20 protein-coding genes are annotated in these 20,308 nt (G+C 50.2%); 3 read left to right on the top strand and 17 right to left on the bottom strand.

Annotated features, from left to right (window positions below; translation table 11 throughout):
- Positions 1-48 precede the first annotated feature (48 nt).
- The 11 genes from IV54_RS02160 to IV54_RS02110 form a co-directional block, all read right to left on the bottom strand.
- Positions 49-1,134, bottom strand: coding sequence for an L-type lectin family protein (locus IV54_RS02160; protein WP_057877758.1), 1,086 nt, complete (start codon positions 1,132-1,134; stop codon positions 49-51).
- A gap of 12 nt (positions 1,135-1,146) precedes the next feature.
- Complete coding sequence (locus IV54_RS02155) at positions 1,147-2,184, bottom strand: WxLIP family cell surface protein (RefSeq protein ID WP_057877757.1); 1,038 nt, start codon at positions 2,182-2,184, stop codon at positions 1,147-1,149.
- 85 nt (positions 2,185-2,269) lie between these two features.
- Positions 2,270-2,914, bottom strand: coding sequence for a WxL domain-containing protein (locus tag IV54_RS02150; RefSeq protein ID WP_057877756.1), 645 nt, complete (start codon positions 2,912-2,914; stop codon positions 2,270-2,272).
- A gap of 240 nt (positions 2,915-3,154) precedes the next feature.
- Complete coding sequence (locus IV54_RS02145; protein ID WP_057877755.1) at positions 3,155-3,814, bottom strand: hypothetical protein; 660 nt, start codon at positions 3,812-3,814, stop codon at positions 3,155-3,157.
- Between the two features lie 15 nt (positions 3,815-3,829).
- A complete protein-coding gene (locus IV54_RS02140; RefSeq protein ID WP_057877754.1) occupies positions 3,830-5,194 on the bottom strand; it encodes an amino acid permease in 1,365 nt (454 codons plus the stop codon).
- Between the two features lie 386 nt (positions 5,195-5,580).
- Positions 5,581-6,099: a GNAT family N-acetyltransferase gene (locus IV54_RS02135; RefSeq protein WP_057877753.1), complete on the bottom strand. Its 519-nt coding sequence runs from the start codon at positions 6,097-6,099 to the stop codon at positions 5,581-5,583.
- A gap of 553 nt (positions 6,100-6,652) precedes the next feature.
- Positions 6,653-7,648, bottom strand: coding sequence for a tRNA dihydrouridine synthase (locus IV54_RS02130; protein ID WP_057877752.1), 996 nt, complete (start codon positions 7,646-7,648; stop codon positions 6,653-6,655).
- A gap of 311 nt (positions 7,649-7,959) precedes the next feature.
- Complete coding sequence (locus IV54_RS02125; RefSeq protein WP_057877751.1) at positions 7,960-9,093, bottom strand: hypothetical protein; 1,134 nt, start codon at positions 9,091-9,093, stop codon at positions 7,960-7,962.
- Positions 9,094-9,297: 204 nt separating this feature from the next.
- Positions 9,298-10,278, bottom strand: coding sequence for a DUF4097 family beta strand repeat-containing protein (locus tag IV54_RS02120; RefSeq protein WP_057877750.1), 981 nt, complete (start codon positions 10,276-10,278; stop codon positions 9,298-9,300).
- On the bottom strand, positions 10,275-10,916 hold the full coding sequence (locus IV54_RS02115; RefSeq protein WP_057877749.1) for a DUF1700 domain-containing protein: 642 nt from the start codon (positions 10,914-10,916) through the stop codon (positions 10,275-10,277). Before IV54_RS02115 ends, IV54_RS02120 begins: the two co-directional genes overlap by 4 nt.
- Complete coding sequence (locus IV54_RS02110) at positions 10,909-11,226, bottom strand: PadR family transcriptional regulator (protein ID WP_057877748.1); 318 nt, start codon at positions 11,224-11,226, stop codon at positions 10,909-10,911. The genes IV54_RS02115 and IV54_RS02110 overlap by 8 nt, the downstream gene beginning before the upstream one ends.
- Positions 11,227-11,483: 257 nt before the next feature.
- Here IV54_RS02110 and IV54_RS02105 point away from each other — a divergent pair, with 257 nt between their 5' ends.
- The 3 genes from IV54_RS02105 to IV54_RS02095 all read left to right on the top strand — a co-directional run bounded on the left by IV54_RS02105 (position 11,484) and on the right by IV54_RS02095 (position 14,513).
- Positions 11,484-12,038, top strand: a complete 555-nt coding sequence (locus IV54_RS02105) for a cysteine hydrolase family protein (protein ID WP_057877747.1) — start codon at positions 11,484-11,486, stop codon at positions 12,036-12,038.
- A gap of 298 nt (positions 12,039-12,336) precedes the next feature.
- Positions 12,337-13,302 carry a C39 family peptidase gene (locus tag IV54_RS02100; protein WP_057877746.1) on the top strand — a complete coding sequence of 322 codons (966 nt, stop codon included), beginning with the start codon at positions 12,337-12,339 and terminating at the stop codon, positions 13,300-13,302.
- Positions 13,303-13,439: 137 nt separating this feature from the next.
- Positions 13,440-14,513, top strand: coding sequence for a S66 family peptidase (locus tag IV54_RS02095; protein ID WP_057877745.1), 1,074 nt, complete (start codon positions 13,440-13,442; stop codon positions 14,511-14,513).
- Positions 14,514-14,591: 78 nt separating this feature from the next.
- Here the strand turns inward: IV54_RS02095 and IV54_RS02090 are convergent, their stop codons facing one another.
- The 6 genes from IV54_RS02090 to IV54_RS02065 form a co-directional block, all read right to left on the bottom strand.
- Positions 14,592-15,131, bottom strand: a complete 540-nt coding sequence (locus tag IV54_RS02090; RefSeq protein WP_157054331.1) for a hypothetical protein — start codon at positions 15,129-15,131, stop codon at positions 14,592-14,594.
- Between the two features lie 163 nt (positions 15,132-15,294).
- Positions 15,295-16,026, bottom strand: a complete 732-nt coding sequence (locus IV54_RS02085; RefSeq protein ID WP_083488477.1) for a MerR family transcriptional regulator — start codon at positions 16,024-16,026, stop codon at positions 15,295-15,297.
- 530 nt (positions 16,027-16,556) lie between these two features.
- On the bottom strand, positions 16,557-17,495 hold the full coding sequence (rihA, locus tag IV54_RS02080) for a pyrimidine-specific ribonucleoside hydrolase RihA (protein WP_057877743.1): 939 nt from the start codon (positions 17,493-17,495) through the stop codon (positions 16,557-16,559).
- Between the two features lie 26 nt (positions 17,496-17,521).
- On the bottom strand, positions 17,522-17,914 hold the full coding sequence (locus IV54_RS02075; protein WP_157054330.1) for a hypothetical protein: 393 nt from the start codon (positions 17,912-17,914) through the stop codon (positions 17,522-17,524).
- A gap of 16 nt (positions 17,915-17,930) precedes the next feature.
- Positions 17,931-19,115, bottom strand: coding sequence for a NupC/NupG family nucleoside CNT transporter (locus tag IV54_RS02070; RefSeq protein WP_057877741.1), 1,185 nt, complete (start codon positions 19,113-19,115; stop codon positions 17,931-17,933).
- Between the two features lie 20 nt (positions 19,116-19,135).
- A complete protein-coding gene (locus tag IV54_RS02065) occupies positions 19,136-20,305 on the bottom strand; it encodes an iron-containing alcohol dehydrogenase (protein WP_338034224.1) in 1,170 nt (389 codons plus the stop codon).
- Positions 20,306-20,308: the final 3 nt, after the last annotated feature.

The following is a 20,308-nucleotide window of genomic DNA, read 5'->3' as shown; positions in this document are numbered from 1 at the left end:
TACATATTATATGTACGAAGGCATTTCATTTACACAAGATTCTTGACGCTACCCAGAAACCACTTCACCACCCTCAGGGACGACCCGGTTACGCGTCAGATTCGTCAGTTTAGCCTTCGCTTGCGCATCGACTAACCCCGGAGCATTTTCAAAGACTACCAGGTTGTTTTCCCAACGTTTCCCGGTGGTTCCCGTGATACCCCAGCGGGCAAAACCAGTATGATTCGGGTCGATCTTACGAACGTCCACGCGAACTTTACGACTCATCCCCGGGAGCTGGTCACCCGTCTGGGGATCCTCATCGTCAAAGACATAGGCCATCGTCTGGTCGGCCGCATTCCACCGGAGCGTCACGTGATGCCATTGGCCATTTGAAAGAAAACCTGGCTTGGATTCATTAGCGATCAGACCCTTGTGCCCCATCGCATAGTAATAATTCTTCTGAGTGAAAATCCAGCCCCAACCACCGGTATCAATGTACTGGTAGTAAGTATCTGGATCACCCGGATAATTCGAGGCCAGATGTTCTTTCGGGAAACTCGCATCAAACGAGTTGGCCTTACCGGCCGCACGTTGACCCGTCTGACCGTTATAGTTGGTATCAAATTCCAACGCCCAACTATTCTGAATCGCCGTCTTGGCCAGGTCCTGCGGATTCTTCCGGCGCGCTTCCGTATCGACACCCCAGACTCCCAGCGTTTCGCCAGCGATGCCACCGCGGCCAAAGTTTGGCGCGGCCCCGCCGTCCTTGGGATCGTTGTGTAAGACGAAGGCCATGCCTTCACCCGCTTCGGCTCCCCGGTTACCCAGATAGGCCCAAAATGAAACGGTATCGTCTTTTGTCAAATCAAAGTAATTACCATTTGTCGACCAAATGGCCCCGAACTTTCCGGGGCCATTGGTGATAACTGCCGCCTGCGTATTTGGCGCGGCCGGATTCGTTGTCTCAACTACAGTAGCAGAGCTCTTGCTAGCGGAACCTACCTTGAGGATAGGCATGGTCTTGTTCAGAAGAATTCCCTGAGGCGCTGTCTTCAACGCCTGGTTATAGTCACTGTCGGCATGGGCATTAAGTCTAGTTCCGAGACTGACCGCTAGTAGAATCAAGCCGGCGCTCAACCACTGTTTGAGCAAACTCATCTCTCCTTATTTTGCGTGACGTGGGTGCCGGTTACGATACATGAGGTAGCCAATGATGGCTAAGAGACTGGCAATGAGCATTGCCAAGGCGAGGTACAGCCAGTAATTTGGCTGTGGGGCCGGGGTAATCGTGTGACGATTGAGTCGCTTGATAAGCGGAGCGCTGATGGTAAAGTTGCGCACGAATTGCCACTGCTGACCCTTGGCGTTAGCCGTCAGGTACAGCGTGTACTGTCCCGGTTTCAATTCCTGATTGCCCCATGGAATCCCAAAGTTAAAGTTACTGTTGGGTGCCATCCCCATCTTGGCTTGCTTCTGTTGAATCAAGGTTTGCGTCTGTCCTGCTTGGGTAACGCGGGCGTTGACCGTTAAGCCCTGTAAGATGCCTGGTTGGTCGTTTTGCAAATTCGCTGTCACGAAATTCCGGGCATTGATTTGCGAGGCACCCACCTGTTTTAACTTCAAATCGGGCTTAACGGTTGCGCCCTCTTGGAGGCTCAAACCGATGGCATAAGTGTAAGCATTGTTGATCATGATCTTTCCCGAAGCCTTAGGCTGAACCGGATTCAGCTGCTGGACGTACACACCGCCAAGAATGATGCCCCGTAGCTTCTGTGCCGGCATCGTGTAACGCAGGGTCACCCGCTTCTGGCTATTCGCCGGAACCGTCACCTTCTGGGTCAGATCGCCGGCAAAGATGTTGGCGATCCCGACCTTTAGGGATGAATCTAATTTAGGAGACAACTGGCTGTAGTCAATGACCCCATTTTGATTGGTAACTGCCTGATTCGCACTCACCTGAAAGCGTTGCGACCGGTTACTCGTGTTCTCGATCACGATGGCTAGCTTCTGTGACTCCCGTGGCTTAACCCTTAAATCGAAATATGAGATCTGGCGATTCACCTGATTTGACGGCAGTATCGCCCGAACCGTGTAACCGACGTTATTCGTTGGCGTCTGGTCCGCTAACACCGGCGCAACTTGTGCCACCCCAAGTAATAGCGCCAGACTCATCATGATCATGACCTTCAATCCTCGTCTCATCGCCGACTCCCCCAATCCATCAGCTAACAGCGCGGTAGCGACGCCCAGTGAGGCTTCACTACCGCGTAAACCTAACTAACCGTTCCTATTCAGGTGTGTCACTCAACTGCCAAGTCATGGTCGAGGTGTAGGTCCCGCCCATTTGCCCAGCTGGTACTGCTAAGGTCACACTGGATGGACTGTAACTGCCATCCCAGATCCCTAAGCCGCCCTTAAGAGGTGCACTCAGGAGAATCTCGTTGGCATCGGTCCCATTCAGGCTCAATGCCATGGCGTCTGGCTTAGCAGAAGGGTTGCCCGTGTTGGCCGCCGCAACGGTTGGTGCTGCCAAATCCAATACCGCCCCACTGAGGGTATCCCCAGTCGTATCGGTAAAGGCGCTGTTCTTGACTTGAACACTCCAGCCACTGCCTAACCCAGGGTTGCTAACGCCAATTGGGTTGTCAACCGTAACTGCCGTGTAGTTGCCGTTGGTTGGACCGTTAGGGGTAATGTTCTTGCCGAAGCTAATGTTAGGCGCCGAACTCAACGTAATCGTAGCGTTGGGATCGGTGTCAAATTCTGCTGTCGTGGTAGTGCTTTCACTGGTTGGCCCAACACTAGAGCTGGAACTAGTACTGTCACTACTACTGGTATCGGTTGTAGCCGCCGCAACGGGAACGACCCCGAAGCCTAAAGCCAATAATGCCGCACCTCCCAGTAATGCAGTTTTCATTAATCTACGAGTCATGGTACTCACTCCTTAGATTGCTCATTTTTAGAACTCATGATTACCAGTTTTGGTGTCAAACGATGGGCCGGTAATCGGCAACCATCCATTTGTAACGGCAAAGTGACTCCTGCCGGCCATCTAATGCACCGGCTTTTGTAGTAATTCTATCAACTGCCTTCGCTTGATTCACTAGAAGATGATAACGGGTTCCAAATAAAAAGACCAGCTATTTGCTGGTCTTTCGTATCTATTCGATTATCAATGGAAGTCGGACACGGTTAGCGCTTGGAGATCATTTAACCACTGACTGGTTTCCTGATCGGCCGAAGCACTGACCCGAAACCCTAACGGCGTGAAGAGGGCCCCCACAGCGGGCCATTGCAGGCGATCGGCCGCGACCAGACTGGTAACCAGCTGATCACGCTGACTCGCCGTAACGGGCACTGCACTGACGGTTAATAAGTTCACCGCTAGTTGCTGAGCCAGGACTCTGGTGAAGTCCGCCGGTGCTAGCCATCCGGTTAATTGCCGGCGCGTCGCCAGCGGCACAACGGGGACTTCTCGCCACAGAAATTTCTCCCAATGGTTAAGTTGCCCGCTGAGCACGGCATAGAACTGCCAGGGAACCTGATTGCCGATTCGCTTCAATGTGGCCGTCGTCACTGTGGCCACATCCCACTGAATCTGCTCAGGACCCGCCGCTAACGCCGTTTCCAGCCATTCGCTGAAAAACCGCTGCACAGTTGCGTCCACGATCGCCGGGAGCTTGACCCCTTGGACCAAGTGGTACCGCCCTAACAGAAAGTCCTCGACCTGGTCCCAGGCCAGCACGTTGCCGGCCTGTTGCTGTTTACGCCGACGCAGCTGTTTGAGTTGTTTCGTGCGACTCGATTTCCCAAATTTACCTGGACGACTCATGACGGACTTCCTTTCTTAACGCTTGGTGGCTTCCCGTGGTTGGTATTTTCTAAAGTAAATGAACGTCATAATCGCCAGGAAGACGACCCCTACCCGGATGGACACCCGCGTCTCCGGATTCAAGAACATGAAGACCAGCGTGACCGTCAAGAAGGCCAGCGTGATGTAGTTGGACCACGGTGCGAAGGGCATCTTGAAGGGATGTTCGGCCATGTGCTGCTGGTTTTGCTTCCGGAATTCGATTTCACTGATCAGGATCACGAACCACGGGACCATACCCGGTAACACACTCGAACTGTAAACCATGACGAAAATTTGACTGGCATCCTTGAAGTACATTGGCAGAACCACGTTTAACACGATCCCAATCCCGATCCCCACGGAGATGGCAACGACGGAATAGAATGGCACCCCATGGCGGTTCAACAGTGTAGCCTTACGTGGCAATTGCCCCTTCTCGGCTAACGTGAAGGCCATTCGGCTGGCACTGTAGATTCCAGAGTTAGACCCGGACAGAGCCGCCGTAATCACGACGAAGTTAATGATCGACGCTGCGGCGGTAATCCCAATTTTAGCAAAGGTTTCAACGAATGGTGACCCCAATTGATTCAGCTCATCCCAAGGATAGATGCTGACAATCACGAAGATGGCCCCTACGTAGAAAATCAAAATCCGCGCCACGGTTGAACGGATCGCATTGACCAACGTGTGTTGCGGGTTCTCAGCCTCACCAGCCGTGACCCCGATTAACTCGATACCTTGATACGACGCGAGTACGATGGCTAACGCGTAGATAAAGCCCTTGGCACCACCGGTAAAGAAGCCCCCGTGAGTCCAGAGATTACTGATACCCACTGCGTGACCACCATTGCCGAAACCAAAGAGGATCACACCCAGGCCGGCAATAATCATCAGGATAATTGTCACGACCTTGATCAGGGCAAACCAAAATTCCAATTCCCCGAACATTCTCACAGAGATCAGGTTGGCGATACACAGGAAGGTAATCGCGACCAGACCGGGAATCCAGTCCGGCAGGTTCGGCCACCAGAAACGGAAATAACCGCCCAGGGCGATCATTTCACTCATCCCCACGACAATAAATTGGAAAATATTACTCCACGCGGTCAAGAAACCAAAGACCGGGTGCATGTATTCCGAAGCGAAGGTCGCAAAGGAACCTGTTGTGGGATGGACGTATAGCATTTCTCCCAGGGCCCGCATGATTAAATACAGGAAGACTCCTGAGATGACGTAGGCGATTAAGACTGACGGCCCCGTCCACTTGATGGTGGAACCAGACCCCATGAATAATCCCACGCCGATCGTTCCGCCTAACGCAATCATCTGCATTTGGCGAGCACTCAGTTTCCGTTGCAATCTAATTCCTTCTTTCTACTCATTCTTTTGTTTCGTTCTATAAACATTAGCTTCTTCAAACGCTAAAAATTCCGCCTTCGGTGGACGGGACTTCACCCTATGGCTAAGAATAGTCGATCAGTACCTGTTTAACTTATCTTACTTCAACAGATATTGCGTTCAGACTATTGCGGTTTTTTTCGAAGTTAGCCAATTTTCACTAATAACTTCGCAAAACCAAATAAAAACCCATGAAGGTATGCTACCTGGTTCTGATGAAATTGGCAATAGGCTAAAATAGATCTATTCATCATTATGCCGCACCACCGGCGGTTATTCAAACGCGATGCATAAAAAAAGGCCCCCACAATCGGTTAAGACCGGTGTTAGAGGGACCTCCTGGAAAATTAAACTTGCTTCTCGTAAACGTAGCATTCGTCGGTTGGGTGGTAAACGCCCACGATCCGGCCAACACGCTGGAAACCAAACTTTTCGATTAAGTGTTGCATCTTCGCATTATCCTTGTGCGTATCGATCCGGATGCTGTCAGCGTCTGGATGATTTTCGGCAATGTAGTCGAAGAGATCGCGGAACAATTGCGAAGCGTAGCCCTTCCCCTGGTGATGTGAGAAGATGGCAACCCGATGAACCGTCACGTATTTAGTCGTATCGGACAGCCATTCGCCTTCCAACGTATCGTAGGAATTGTCTGGCGCTTCAATCACAGCCGCTACACCCAACGTTTCGTGGTCGTCACTGTTGTAGATGACGGCCCGCCCGTTGTCGATGTCACTGGCAATCACGTCGCGGTTAGGATATTCATTCTGCCATTGGTCAATACCAGCATCGGCTAATTGCTTTTTGCCGTCCTCGATGATGTCGCAGATTAAGTCCAGTTCTTCGGGTTTTGCTTTACGTAAATACATGGATAATCACCTCAATAAAATTTCTAGTTAGAATTAGTCCAGCGCGTTACTTTCGCTGGGTGCGACAAACCGATTGTCAGACGATTCATCACAAATTGGTCGGCGTCCACCCCATGAGGTGCTGCTAGTCGCAACATCTCACAAGTGCGGCTCACCAACTCAAGACACGAGTTAAACGCAATAGCCTTACCGTCAGGTACCGGCGAAGGTTATTATCAGACTTCAAAACATTATAGCCTTTTTCGGTGGGATCCCCTAGCAAAAAGACGCAACTCTCAGCGATTTATAATTGAACTCGCTTACATCAATTTGCTATTTAACTAGCGCTTATCGTTGAATAATAACCATTTTTGCTCGTTGATTGACGACAATTCAAAAGAGGATCTACGGCCATCTCTGGCTGTAGATCCTCTTCCTTACTGCTTCTATTGTTGAAACGTGTGAAAAAGGCAGCTGGCTTCGCTTAACCCTGATAACCAAATAATCCAAACCCAGGATTATCCGGTTATCAGACTTAATGCTCGCCGGCTAAGCGCCTTTTTTCACACTCTTGCTACTTGGTAAATTCTGATTCCGCCAACAACTTCCGCACTTCATCCGTCGTGTGGGCCTCCATCATGGCGTTTCGTAAACTAGCGGCATTGCGTTGGTTACGAACGTAGATCTTGAAGAACCGTTTGAGCGAGGGGAAACGTGACGTGTCAAAACGCTTCTCAAAGTCATCATATAAGTCCAGCTGATAGTTCAACAGGCCTAATAATTCCTTGATATCATGTTCCTTTGGTTCTTTTTCAAAGGCAAAGGGACTTGTGAAGATTCCCCGGCCAATCATGATCCCATCGACGCCAGGGTGCTCCTGGGCCAGTTGAACCCCTTGTTGGTAGTTTTCAATATCCCCATTGAGCTGGATCAAGGTATCTGGTGCCACCTCATCGCGAAGCTTCAGAATATCATCGATCAATTCGAAATGGGCGGGCACCCGACTCATTTCCTTCTTCGTCCGCAGGTGAATCGTAAGTAACGGAATATCCTGCTGGAGCAGAAAGGTCAACCAGTCCCGCCATTCGTCCAAGCGACTGTAGCCCAGCCGGGTCTTGACGCTGACTGGTAAGCCGGCTGTCTTGGCGGCGGCAATCACAGCCGCGGCGGTATCAAAATTACGAATCAGGTCACTCCCACCATGATTCTTGATGACCGTTGAATCCGGACAACCCATGTTGAGATCAATGGCTTCATAACCCATGCCTTTAACGGCCTCAGCGGCTCGCGAGAAGGCCTCCGGTTCGTGCCCCCACAATTGGGCCACGGGCATGTGTGCCTCTTCTGGCGCCACGTAGAGCCGTCCCTGAACCGTAAACTTGGCCTTGGGGTGCGTCACACTGATCGCATTGGTAAATTCCGTGAAGAAGACGTCGGGTGCGGCGGCACGCGCCACGACCCGGCGGAAGATAGCGTTGGTAACGGCTTCCATGGGCGCCAAGCTAAAGAAGGGCCGGTTCTCGGCCTTTGCATGGTCCGCAATGTTCTGCCAGTAAGCTGATTCAGACACGATAAAAATCTCCTCTATTAAGTAATTTATTAAAACCCGGGTAACGCAATCCTTACATTTTACCACGTTTTACATTTGAAACCAGCGAAAAAGATTGTGTCCAAGCGGATTCAACCTCTCGAAAACACAAAAATAAGGCCTGGGAGAAATCCCAGACCCTTGTGTATCTCCAAATTTATATAGCCGAAACGTGTGCCAGAAGGCAGCCGGTTCCGCGTAAAACTGGTAACCAAATAATCCAAGACCAGGATTATCCGGTTACCAGCCTTAATGCTCGCCAGCTAACCACCTTCTGTCACACTCTCCGTTCTTTAAAATGATAATTTCAAAAGCTCGGCCCCACGGTTCATGGCCAAGTAACCTTGACCATTCTTGGCAAATGACAGGCCTTCGAATTCCCGATGGCTGGCGAAGACAGACGCCTGAACATCCTTGGGTTTGACCCGGCGCTTCAGAAGTTTCTTGACCGGCACTGAGGACAGCGAATCATCACTAACCAGGTAGAGGCGATCGTTGTGCGGATTGTAAGCAATCGCCTGGTGCGTTTGCCCCGGACGGTTAGCTAGACTCTGCATCAATAGGTTAAAGTGCACGCCCTTGGTCGACATCGTTCCCTGATAAATCCGGACGGCATGCTTACCACTATAGCTGCTAAAGTAGGCCCGGCCTTGGCTATCGAAGGTCAGATTACTGTTAACCGCGATCCGCACCCCATGCTTGTTGACCAACCGGTAGGCCACCGTATTCGTTGGTTTCAACGTCTTCAGTGAGACCTTAACGGCATCCCCATATTGGCCCGCCTTACCCGTCGTCTTAGTGAACCAGAGTTGCTTGTTCTTCGGATTATAAGCGAGTGACTGGCAATGACCAATGTCAAAGGTAGGTCCCTCGTGAACGCCGGCGAGTAGCTTCCGCTGTTGACTGGTTGCACGCCCTTTGGAATAAGCATTTGATGCCCGCCGCAACAGGTCCATATTTGACGTTTGGCCGCCGAGGAGCCGGTGGATCTTGTTCAGATCATACTTGACGATCCAGCCGCGAGTGCCCCCACTCGACTTCAGATAGGCGATGTAAGCGGTCTTGCCATTCGGTGTGATGACCACGCTCTGGGGGTCGGCCCAGTCACCAGAATGGTGCACGGTGACCGGTAAATACAGGCTGGTCTTTAACGTTGCGCGTTTGCCCCGAACGGTGTGATAGACGTCGGGCTTAGTTTGAAATGTGCCCTCACTTCGATAGGTCGCCGAAGTCGCGTAGACCCTGGGTCGAGAAACAAAGTAGTTTTTATTCTTAATAAGTTTAATCTTCTTCGCCTCATAGTTTCCCAAGGCATACTTGGTGCGTACCGCGCCTTGAACCGAACGCGGCGTCATCCCAATCACCGCAAATGCCGCGGTAACCAAAACCATTGCTAAAGCTTTCCACATGACCCGACTGACTTTCATCTTGACTCTCCCCTAATCAATTGAATTCTACGAGGGCCGCTAGCGGTGGTCCGAGCAGCCCCTTCAAATATCCATTATACCGCTAATGGTGAACCCCACCATATAAATTTACACCACTACCGGTACACACATAACCAACGAAAAAGGCACCGGTTAACGGACCTCATAAACTCGAGAACCCGTTACCAGTGCCTATCAATTCAGTTAATCGGCTGACGCTGACCCTTGCTTACCCACGGTAATGTCACCATCTTCAGCGTGTAGCACGTACTGTGCCGCGGCCTTAGGTGCGAGGCGGAACCCGCTATGTCGCGATCGGCCCCAGATGGTAATATCTCCCATATCATCATCGGCGTTGGTAACTTTTAATCCCGCAGAAGTTGGAACTGTCGCCCGAATGTCGCCATCCCCGGTCTCAGTCTTCAACTGACCCTTCAGATGGTTGTCTTGTAAATGAACATCCCCGTCATCCGTAGAAATCCGACCACCGCCGAGGGTCGTCTCGCTCAAGCGAATGTCCCCACTACCGGAATCCAGACGATTGTCTTTCCCCGTCAGATGACTGCTAGAGATCCCCGTATCCCCATCAATCGTGACGACCGACAACCGCTTAGCTCGCAGCTGCGAGGCCCAGACATCCCCATTACTGGAATCGACACTGACACCATTCTTGACGCGCAAGTCCATCATGCTGACATCGTCGGCATTGGCCACCTTAACGTTATCGGCAGTCAGTCCGCGGAGTGAAATCGATCCACTCCCCTGTTTGACCGTAATGTCCTTCAGTTGCTTTCCCCGTGGGACCGTCACCAGGACGCCCCCCTTATCGAAAGTGTGATCTTTCCCAAAGACCGTAATGCTGGAAACATCCGATGATCCGCCATCCGTAATGGCCAACGTTCCCTTAGCCACTTTCACTTTTGGTGTGGACTGCGCATGATTCACGTAGCTCACCGTCACTCGACTGGTGTTTCCGGACTTAACCGTTACTGAAGCCGGACTGTCGATCGTTATTCGCTGATAGTTTCCCGGATTGGTCGACGTCTTAGCGTGTTCCAGCGTCTTCAATCCGCGACTTGAATGATCCCAGACAACAGATTTGTCCCCATGATTCTTCCAGCCAATACCGAGCAAAATGGCCCCCAAGACCATTAAGATCAGACTGATTTTTAAACTCTTTTTCATAGCTTATGCCCCCGTTCTGCGCGGCTCCGTGGAATAAATCGCTGATAAATTTTCTTAGCGAGCCACGATAGTCCCCCAATAACCCAACTGCTAACCCATTTAAGAATCAACCAGCCTAACAGACTGGCCCCCAGGAAAAATAGGCCGACGCCGAGGTAAAAGATCCCCGTCCACGGCGCCTGAAACAGCATGATGATCCCGACGACTAGGCCAACGACTCCCAGAGCCACGATACTGAGAAAGACCGCCAAGACCGCCACGATCAGGCCAAATAACGCCGCTGCAAAAGCAATAAATAGGGCCATGATCAGCAGCAAAATCGGAATCGTCACCGGTGCCGACAACATGGCCAGAATAATTAACCACACCGTCCGCACATTACTCTTGGTCGCCTGAACCATGGACCGCGACTGTGATGTATCGGCATCGGCCTTGTCTTTTTCATTCATTCGAATCGAATAGTCGGCCAATACCTTACGGGCCAAAGGCCGTGGGGATCCCAATTCATCCACGGCCCCTTGGTACGTGTCAATTCCAGCATCCAATAGGTATTCTCGGTAGTATTCCACAACTTCCTGTTGTTCCGCCGTGGTCAACTGCCCTAATAATTTTTCGACTGCTCGTATGTAATCAGTCATCTGTCTTCCCCTCCAATAACTGTGAAATGGCTTGATTGAAGTCTTGCCAATCTGCCTGAATCTCCGCCAAACGGTCGCGGCCACTCGTCGTTAAACGATAGTAGCGGCGATTGCGACCCTGATAAGGTTCGTCATAGGTATCTAGCCAGCCATTTTTCTTCAGCCGGCGCAACACGGGGTACAACGTGGATTCTGAAATTGGCAAGAGCTGGCGGACTTCCTGCGTTAGCGTGTACCCGTAATGATCCTGCTGGGTTAACAAGCCCAACACACTGCCGTCGAGTAGCTCGGTCGGTACTTGAATGGCCATTAGCTTTCCTCCTCACAATATTATACGTGATATAATATCAATTCATCTACAGTATATGAATTTCACATCGCATTGTCAACAAATATTCGAGACTAAATTATAAGCGACTGTCCGACAGCAACCATTGTCGCTAAACAATTCTCATCTTTTCGGCATTAATAATAATCACTTTTCTATTAAAGAAGTTATGAGACAAGTCGTTGACTTCCATTTCTCGACCTTGCATACTAAAACGAAACGCCAAAGGAGACGATGTTATGGCCGGAACGCAAGCCTTACTAATCATCGATTACACGAACGATTTTGTTGCCGATAAAGGTGCTCTAACCTGTGGTAAACCGGGCCAGATCTTGGATCAGCCGATAGTAGAATTGGCCGAGAACCACTTCAAGGCCGGTGACTGGGTGCTCTTTCCTACTGACGTCCATACGCCAAATGACCCCTACCATCCAGAAACCAAGCTCTTCCCACCCCACAACGTGCGTGGCACCTGGGGTCGCGAGCTCTTCGGTCAAACCAAAGACTGGTTCGATGCCCACCAAGACGCGGAAACCGTTTGGCAATTCGACAAGACCCGCTACAGTGCCTTTGCAGGAACCGATCTCGACCTGCGCTTACGAGAACGCCACGTGGATACCCTACATCTAGCAGGTGTCTGTACCGACATCTGTGTCCTCCATACAGCCATTGCGGCCTACAACCTGGGCTACCACTTAGTCATCCACGAGAACGCCGTGGCCAGCTTCAATCCCACCGGGCACGCTTGGGCCTTGGAACACTTCAAGACAGTGCTGGGGGCGGAAATTAGCTGAAAAGAGTGTGAAAAAAGGCGGTTAGCCAGCGAGCATTAACGTCGATAAAGCAGGAATCCCGGGCCTGGATTCGTGTTTTATCGGGGTTAAGCGGAACCGGCTGCCTTTCTTCACACGTTTCGACACCATAAACACCAACGACAAAAGGCTGTGACCCACGTCATAGCCTTTTTAAAACTCCCGAAACCCCTTTCGCCACCCCACCCAACGGGCGTATAATTAATTTTGAGTCTAACCAGTCGTTAGCCTACTTAGAAATGACGTCACGAATTAATCATACATAAGGGTGGTATTACACATGAAACAACTTCCAATGGCCCTCCTAGCACTTAGTTTCGGCCTTTTAATCAGCACCGCTCAACCCGCAACGGCTCACGCCAGTGCAACTAGTGATGCCGATTCATCATCAACGGTCACGAACAGTTCTTCATCTACGACCGACAGTAGCTCCTCATCGACTTCCAGCGAAAGCCAGAAGCCAACACCGAAACCCAAGCCGAAACCTAAACCAAAACCAGTGGTCTATCGGCCGATTTCCAAGATTAAAAAAGTAAACTACTACACTAAGATTGGCCCCAACAAGCCTTACAACCACTCCGTTTATCGGACTGGTGGTGCCAAGTCTTCTGCTAAAAATATGAAACCATACACCATGGCAACCACCTTCGCCAACAAGACGGTGCACATCACCCGCGAAGAAACCATGGCCAACGGTATCTGGCTCAGATTCACCTATAAGAAAAAGATCGGCTGGATTCACCGGAACGGAACTGTTAAAACATACCGTTACCTGAATGTGCCCTTGATCGCTCAACGGCCACAACTCCCAACTGGCTGTGAATTCACCGCAACCGCCATGATGCTCAATTATGCCGGGGCCAGGGTCACCAAGATGTCAATCGCCAAGGAAGTTCCGCGCAGTTCGAATCCGAACAAGGGCTTCGTCGGTAATCCCTATTCTAAATCCGGTTGGTGGATCTACCCTAAGGGCCTGATGAAAGTGGTTAAACGCCACACGGGATCTGCCAAAAACATGACTGGCGCTTCCTTTCATATGATGAAAAAGCAGATCGACAAGGGGCATCCCGTGGTCATCTGGGTTGCCAACGTCGATGGCTTCGTTAACCACGCTATCACGTTAAGTGGTTACAGCAAGACCCGGGCTTACTACAATGATCCCTGGACAAATAAGCGGACCAGTATGTCTCAAAAGAGCCTGCACACGCACCGGAAGCACGATGCTTACCGGGCATTGAGCTACTAGAAAAATTGATAACAACACGCGTTCTCTCTGAATTGAGGGGACGTTTTTTAGTCACCCATTGTGCTAGAACTCTCTGGGTTGCCTTTCCGCCCAAGAAGTGTAGACTAATAACAATTTAATTATTTGGAGGAATGCCTATGATCAAACCACAACCCTTACATACCGGCGATTCGGTCGCCATTGTCAGCCTTTCCAGCGGTGTTCTGGGAGAACCCTTTGCTGCCCACGAACTGGCGCTGGGTCAACGCCGACTTCGTGAGCTGGGTTTAAAGCCCGTCACGATGCCCAACGCCCTCAAGGGCCAGACTTACTTGGACGCTCATCCGGAAGCCCGCGCCGCAGACCTCAAGACAGCCTTCACCACCCCAAAAATCAAGGGCATCATCTGCGCCATCGGGGGCATCGATACCTATCGGTTAGCACCTTACTTATTCGAAGATCCCGAGTTTGTGGCCGCCGTACGCCAACATCCGAAGCTCTTCACCGGCTTCTCGGACACAACTGTCAACCACCTGATGTTACGGCGGCTGGGACTCACGACCTACTATGGCCCCAACCTGCTCAACGACTTAGCGGAACTGGGGCCCAACCTGTTGCCCTATACCCGACGGACGTTAACACGCTACTTCGAAAGCCCTCAGACAACTGTGATCACCAGCAGTCCCTTCTGGTACGAGGAACGCACCGACTTCTCCAAAGCTGCTGTGGGCACACCCCGTGTCAGTCATCCCGAGCGTCGCGGTTATCAGGTGCTCCGTGGTCAGGGCCGCGTCACCGGTCGCCTGTTAGGTGGCTGTATCGACAGCCTAAATAGCCTTCTCACGGACACCCGCTACCCGGATGAACCCGCGGTGGCCACCCGTTATCATCTCTTACCCACACCAGAAGAATGTCGCGGCAAAATTCTCTTCCTCGAAACCAGCGAGGAACAACCAACCCCCGAGGCCTACGCCACTATGTTGGCTAACCTCACGAAAACCGGCATATTGGGAAACATCGCCGCAATTCTCATGGGCAAGCCCCAAAACGAGGTCTATTACGATGCCTACTGCCATGAACTATTGACCGCAACGCGACAGTTTCATACACCGATTATGGCCAATTTGAACTTCGGTCACGCTTATCCGCGAACTGCCTTGCCTTATGAAGCATTGGCCCAAGTGGATCTTGATCGGCGGAAGCTCACCATCTTAGAACCTTACTTTGCTTAAACATTTAGAGATACTAAAGAGCCGCCAGAACTGGATTCTTGACCAGTCTTGGCGGCTCTTATTTGTTAATATTTCGAATTACTTAACATGCTTATAGGCCTTCTTCAGATTAGCCTTGTCTTTGGCTGAAGGCTTGTCAGCAAACCCTGAGAGAGCACTTGTTTTATCATCTGAATAGTTCAAACCAACAGCATAGCCAACACCCATCAAAGCTGTTCGCTCTTTGTCTTGTTCCGTGTAATTGACCATCGCTTTACGGTTCAATTTCACCTTACTTGAAAAGATACCAAAGTAGCCACCGGGACCATTAGTATAGCCCATCATTTCATAGTTTCCCTTAAGATTCTTCACCGTTGTTAATCGAATGTCAGCCTTGGAAGCCTTTTTGATACTCCGTAGCTTAATGACATGGAGCTTGTTCCAAGCTTTGACGGCACCGTTCCAATTGTCCTTCCAATGTTTGGACTTGGAATCAATATGATAAGTGATTTTTCGCGATTGAAGACAACCATAATAGCCCTTGCTCGACGCGTTTGCCGTGACCGTGCCAACGCCCAATAAGCCCAGTCCCACACCTAACACGGCAATAGCCTGGATTAGAATTTTATGTAATTTCAAGCGACTCTTCCACATACACTGACACCACTTCACTCATATTTAGTAACTTTATCTTATTTTAGTCTTACCCCATGGCTAATACTGTGACATTTGTCCAGTCAACCTGAACCCTCATTTTACTAAAATAGCCCCACTGATCCTGATGGTCAGTGAGGCTATTGGTTTAATTAGCATTAGTTTTTTCGCGATACATTTCGACACAGAAGTTCTTCTGGCCACAGTGTGGACAGGTCAACTTTCTAGCGCGAATGTTATGCCGAGCAAAGAAAGCCTCCTTGAAGGCGGGATTGAAAACCGTCCCACAGTTAGGACAAGCATAACTCACTGAACGGAAATAATCCCAGCTAATCCAGCTTGCTCCGGCAAGCACAACCACCATACCGCCGGCGAAGAACCACCAGTTACCCGCGAAGAGCGCGTAGATAAAAGTCCCCCACTCAATAATTCCGAGGGGAACCCCAAATCCCAACATCCGCAAATGCACATGTCTTAATTCCTGCTTGTTTGCCATCATGTGTTCCATGTCAGCAATTGATTGAATTGGAACATCAGTAAAGTCGGGTAAGCTCCGCTGAACCAGACGAAGCGTCCGTAATTTCTCCGCATTCTCCGCCTGTTCCGCCAGTAGTTGGTGTTCCTGCTGGGTCAAGGCATCGGCTAAGACTCGGTTGGCTTGGTCACTATCCAGAATTTCCTGAATCGCCGCTAACGTGAGGTCCATCCCCTTGAGTAACCGAATTAATTTGAGCCGCTGCAGGTCGGCTTCTGCGTATCGTCGCCGACCCCCGGTCGTCACGGCCGTTGGGGGTAAAAGGCCCTTCTGATCGTAGTACTGAAGTGTTCGTACCGACACGTGCCCGAACTTGGCTAATTCTCCTGTTGAATAGTCTGACATGGTTTCACCTCCTATACCCTTGTTATACCTGACGACGTCGCGTCACAAGCAAGGGGTCTGCCTGATCTTTTTGAAATTTCTCAAAATCATTCGTTTTCCCAATCAATTTCCCGGGTTATTACTAGCCCCATTATACCTGATAACCTGACATCACCCGCAACAAATGGTGTCCCCTCACAACAAAGGAAAAATGAACACTAGCAGCAAGAGTAAGAATCTCTATTGGTTGAACCAACGACCAGTCTCCCAGCCTGGAGGGGGTCTGCTCAGGGGCTCAGCCGTGAAATTCCACTTAACCGAGTGGTCTGCTCGGGTTAGTGGAAGACCGGCATTTGAGACCGCTCTATGGCTCAAATCCGTGTCCACAGCGTTCCAGCCCCTGAGCAGGCCCCCGGAAGGCGGGCATTTTCCTCACCCGTTACCATTCCTAACACCGGCAGTAGACTCACAGCATTGACTCGAAATTGAAGGCTTAACAGAACGCAAAAAAAGCGCCATTCCAATTAAGGAATGGCGCTTTTTCAATTCGATTACTTGTTGAAAGTCTTCAAAGAATCCTTGATCAATTGGATAAAGGCCGGACGGTCAATATCTAACAGAACTTCGGTGTTCTTAGGCTTTCCAGTGAGTTCGTAGTAGTCACAAACCGTTTCACCACGGACCAATTCACCTTCAGTTTCCACGTCAACGTTCATCAATTCACTCTTGAACATTTCTGGGTGGAGCATCCAGGCAATGGTACATGGGTCATGCAGTGGCGCACCCTTGAAGCCCCACTTTGGATTTTCGTGGTAGACTTCGAAGAAGCTCAGCAAACCGCGGAAGGCGTGGGCAACAGGGTTGTCGATTTCGTCCAACGATTCGATTTCTGGCTTCAGGATTTGAGCCTTGTGGGTCACGTTCAGTGGCGCCATCGTTAGCGGAATCCCAGCATTTAAGACAATCTTAGCGGCTTCTGGGTCCACGTAGATGTTGAATTCTACGGATGGGGTCCAGTTACCTAAGCCCATGGCACCACCCATGAAGACGATCCGTTCGATCTTGCTCTTCAGTTCTGGGTAAACCCGTAAGAACAGCGCAATGTTGGTCATAGGGCCGGTAACGACTAAGGTTACCTTGTCATCGCTTTCGCGTAAGGTCTTGGCAATCAGCTCGATAGCCGTCATGTCTTGCACCTTGAAGTCTGGTTCGGCAAGGTCAGCCCCGTCCAAACCAGATTTACCATGCACGTTACCAGCCGTTTCCAACGGCTTCATGAGTGGTGTCCGGTTCCCACCGGCCACTGGAATCTCTTGGTGGTGCATCAATGTCAAGAGACGCATTGCGTTATTCAACGTCTTCTCTGGGGTTTGGTTCCCAGCAGAAGAGGTTACAGCTAATAGGTCAATCTCAGGATTTGCTAACGCCAACATCATGTTGAGGGCGTCATCGTGACCGGGGTCACAGTCCATAATAATCTTTGTTGTCATGTCAAATAGCTCCTTATCTAAAGTAATTAGTGGGTTGATTTAACCGTTACTTTGCTAAGTTGACTACAGGTCCTGAACCATAGCAGGTTGACCCCGATGCCGACAAGACTGCCGACAATGATGAGGCTCAACAGGCCAGTCGCCTGGCCCAAGTTGGAAACGGCTGTCACCAACGAACTGACGAATCCAAATGCATAAACGATAATGACAAATTCCATTAATCCTACCGCGTGGCGCCGATTACGAAGCACGTTGAGCGCGCTCCAGACGTAGAGTACGAGGGCAAACGCCACGGTATTAATCATGGGGCGAATGGCGGTCGCGTTACTCGTCAGCACTGTCACACCCAGGTTCGTGGCAACAAATAGGAACCAAGACCCCAGCATCAACGGCAATAATTTTTTGAGTTTCGTTTTCACCATTCAAACCTCCTAATTAGAAGTACAGACCAACGATCGTCCCAGTAAGGACAGAAGCCAAGGTGGCCCCTAACAACAACTTCATGGAGAACTTGGCAACGTAACCACCTTGTTCGGCACTGATGGACTTGATAGAACCCGTAACGATCCCGATCGTCCCAAAGTTGGCGAAGGATACCAGGTAAGCAGAGATGATGGCGTTAGCCTTAGCACTCAACCCACCGGCGATGGCATGTAAGTTACCCATGGCAACGAATTCGTTGGTAATCAACTTGGTTGCCATCAAACTCCCAACCTTCATGGATTCGTGTAAAGGAACACCCATTAAGAAGGCAACTGGTGAGAAGACGTAACCAATTAAGTCAGTAAATGAAATGTGGATAATAGCAGTAAAGCTACTGTTTAAGAACGTAACCAGGGCAACGAACCCGATTAACATGGCACCAACCGTGATAGCTAAGTTGAACCCATCGGTGATGTAAGTTCCTAAAACTTGGAAGAATGGTTCTTGCTTCTTTTCGGAAATCTGAACCAATTCATCGTTGGCTTCAGTTTCGTAAGGGTTGATAATGCAAGAAACAATCAATGCGGACAAGATGTTCAAGAAGACGGCAACAACGACGAACTTGCCGGGAACCATCTTCATGTATGAAGCCAGCATTGCGGCTGAAACGGCACTCATTGCTGAGGCACAAATGGTGTAAAGACGTTGTTCGTTCAGCTTTGGGATTTGGTCCTTAACCGTTAAGAAGACTTCTGGTTGACCCAAGATGGCCGTCGATACGGCGAAGTAACTTTCAAGTTCACCCATGCCGGCAATCTTGTTCAAAATCCAACCAGTCCACTTGATGATAAATGGTAAGACCTTGATGTAGTTCAGGATCCCAACCAGTGCGGAAATGAAGACAATTGGCATCAGCACGTTGAGGAAGAAGACGGAGGCACCCGGCTTGATGGCTAACCCACCAAAGACGAAGTCAACACCACCGGCAGCTTGGCCCATCAACCAGCTGAAGAAGCCGGAGATACCGGCTAAAGTCTTAATCCCACCGGAAGTATGTAAACAAAGGAACGAGATAACAATTTGCAAAGCAAACAGAATTCCCATTCGTTTGTATTTGATGTGCTTACGGTCGGAACTAACCAGCCAACCAATCCCGAAGACTAATGCTAGACCAGTTAACAAGAAAACAAAATTCATTATGTTCACCCTTTTTCCTTTTAGTCGAGGCGCTTACCGAAGCCAGCTAACAGCTTAGCAGCGACCTGTTCGTTCATTTCTCCAGGCATGTTGCTTGCGAATTGTTCGGTGGCAACGGCCTTGGCGTTGGAGACAACTTGTTCGGAAGAGATGCCGTAATCGCTGAATGGGTGTAAGCCCAAAACATCGTCACGGAAGTGTTGGTACTGCTTAACTGCGGCAGCAGCGCGGTCAGCCATGGATTCGTCTTCGGCGTAGTTCAAGCCGAGGATTTGGCCAATTTCGGCAACCTTTTCAGGCATCAGATCACTAACAGCGGTCAAGACACTTGGTAAGGCGTAGGCAACGGCTTCACCATGGACAATGTGGTACTTAGAGCCCAAGATGTGTGCCATTGAGTGGCCCGCGTTGGTTCCGGCATTGTTCAACATCCAACCAGCTAAGGCAGCGGCAACCATAACTTCTTGACGTGCCTTGCGGTTTTGTCCGTCCTTAACAGCAGTTGGCAGGTAGTTGGCTAACAGGAACATGACCTTTTCACAGACAGCGTCGGTGATGGGACTTGAGAGCCGTGACGTGTACCCTTCAGCAGCATGTGAGAAGGCGTCCAAACCAGTGGCAATCGTCATCTTAGTCGGTAACGATAACAACAGGTCAGGGTTCAAGATGGCGTATTCACTGACAGCATTGTCAGAAAGAATAGCCAGCTTCTTTTCCGTCTTCACGTCGGTTACGACGAGGGCATTGGACATTTCACTTCCAGTCCCAGAAGTCGTTGGCACGGCGATTAAACCCTTGCAGACCTTGATTTCCTTCTTAGGATCCGTGTAATCCATGATGTCGCCACCATTGGTCCGCACGATGTTGACCCCACGGGCAACGTCGATTGAGCTCCCACCACCAATGGCGATAATACTATCAGCTTTGGCAGCTTCGAAGGCCGTAACCCCGTCGCGAATGGTTTGTGCAGGTGGATCGGAAACCACTTTATCAAAGACGGCGACATCAATGCCGTTGTCCTTTAACAATTTTTGCGTATCCTGAACCAATTGAACCTTGGCAAGGAAGCCGTCCATGATGAACAATGGCCGGTGGTAGTTTTCGGTTTGTAAAACTTCAAGAACCGTTTGTGCCAGGTTATCAGTATCGATAACTTTGACGCGTTGTAATAATTTAACATCCAAACTCATTCT

The organism is Levilactobacillus paucivorans, from assembly GCF_001437125.1.
GTDB classification, from domain to species: Bacteria; Bacillota; Bacilli; order Lactobacillales; family Lactobacillaceae; genus Levilactobacillus; species Levilactobacillus paucivorans.
Note: the sequence above shows the minus strand (reverse complement) of the source record. Positions and strands in the feature narration are given on the sequence as shown.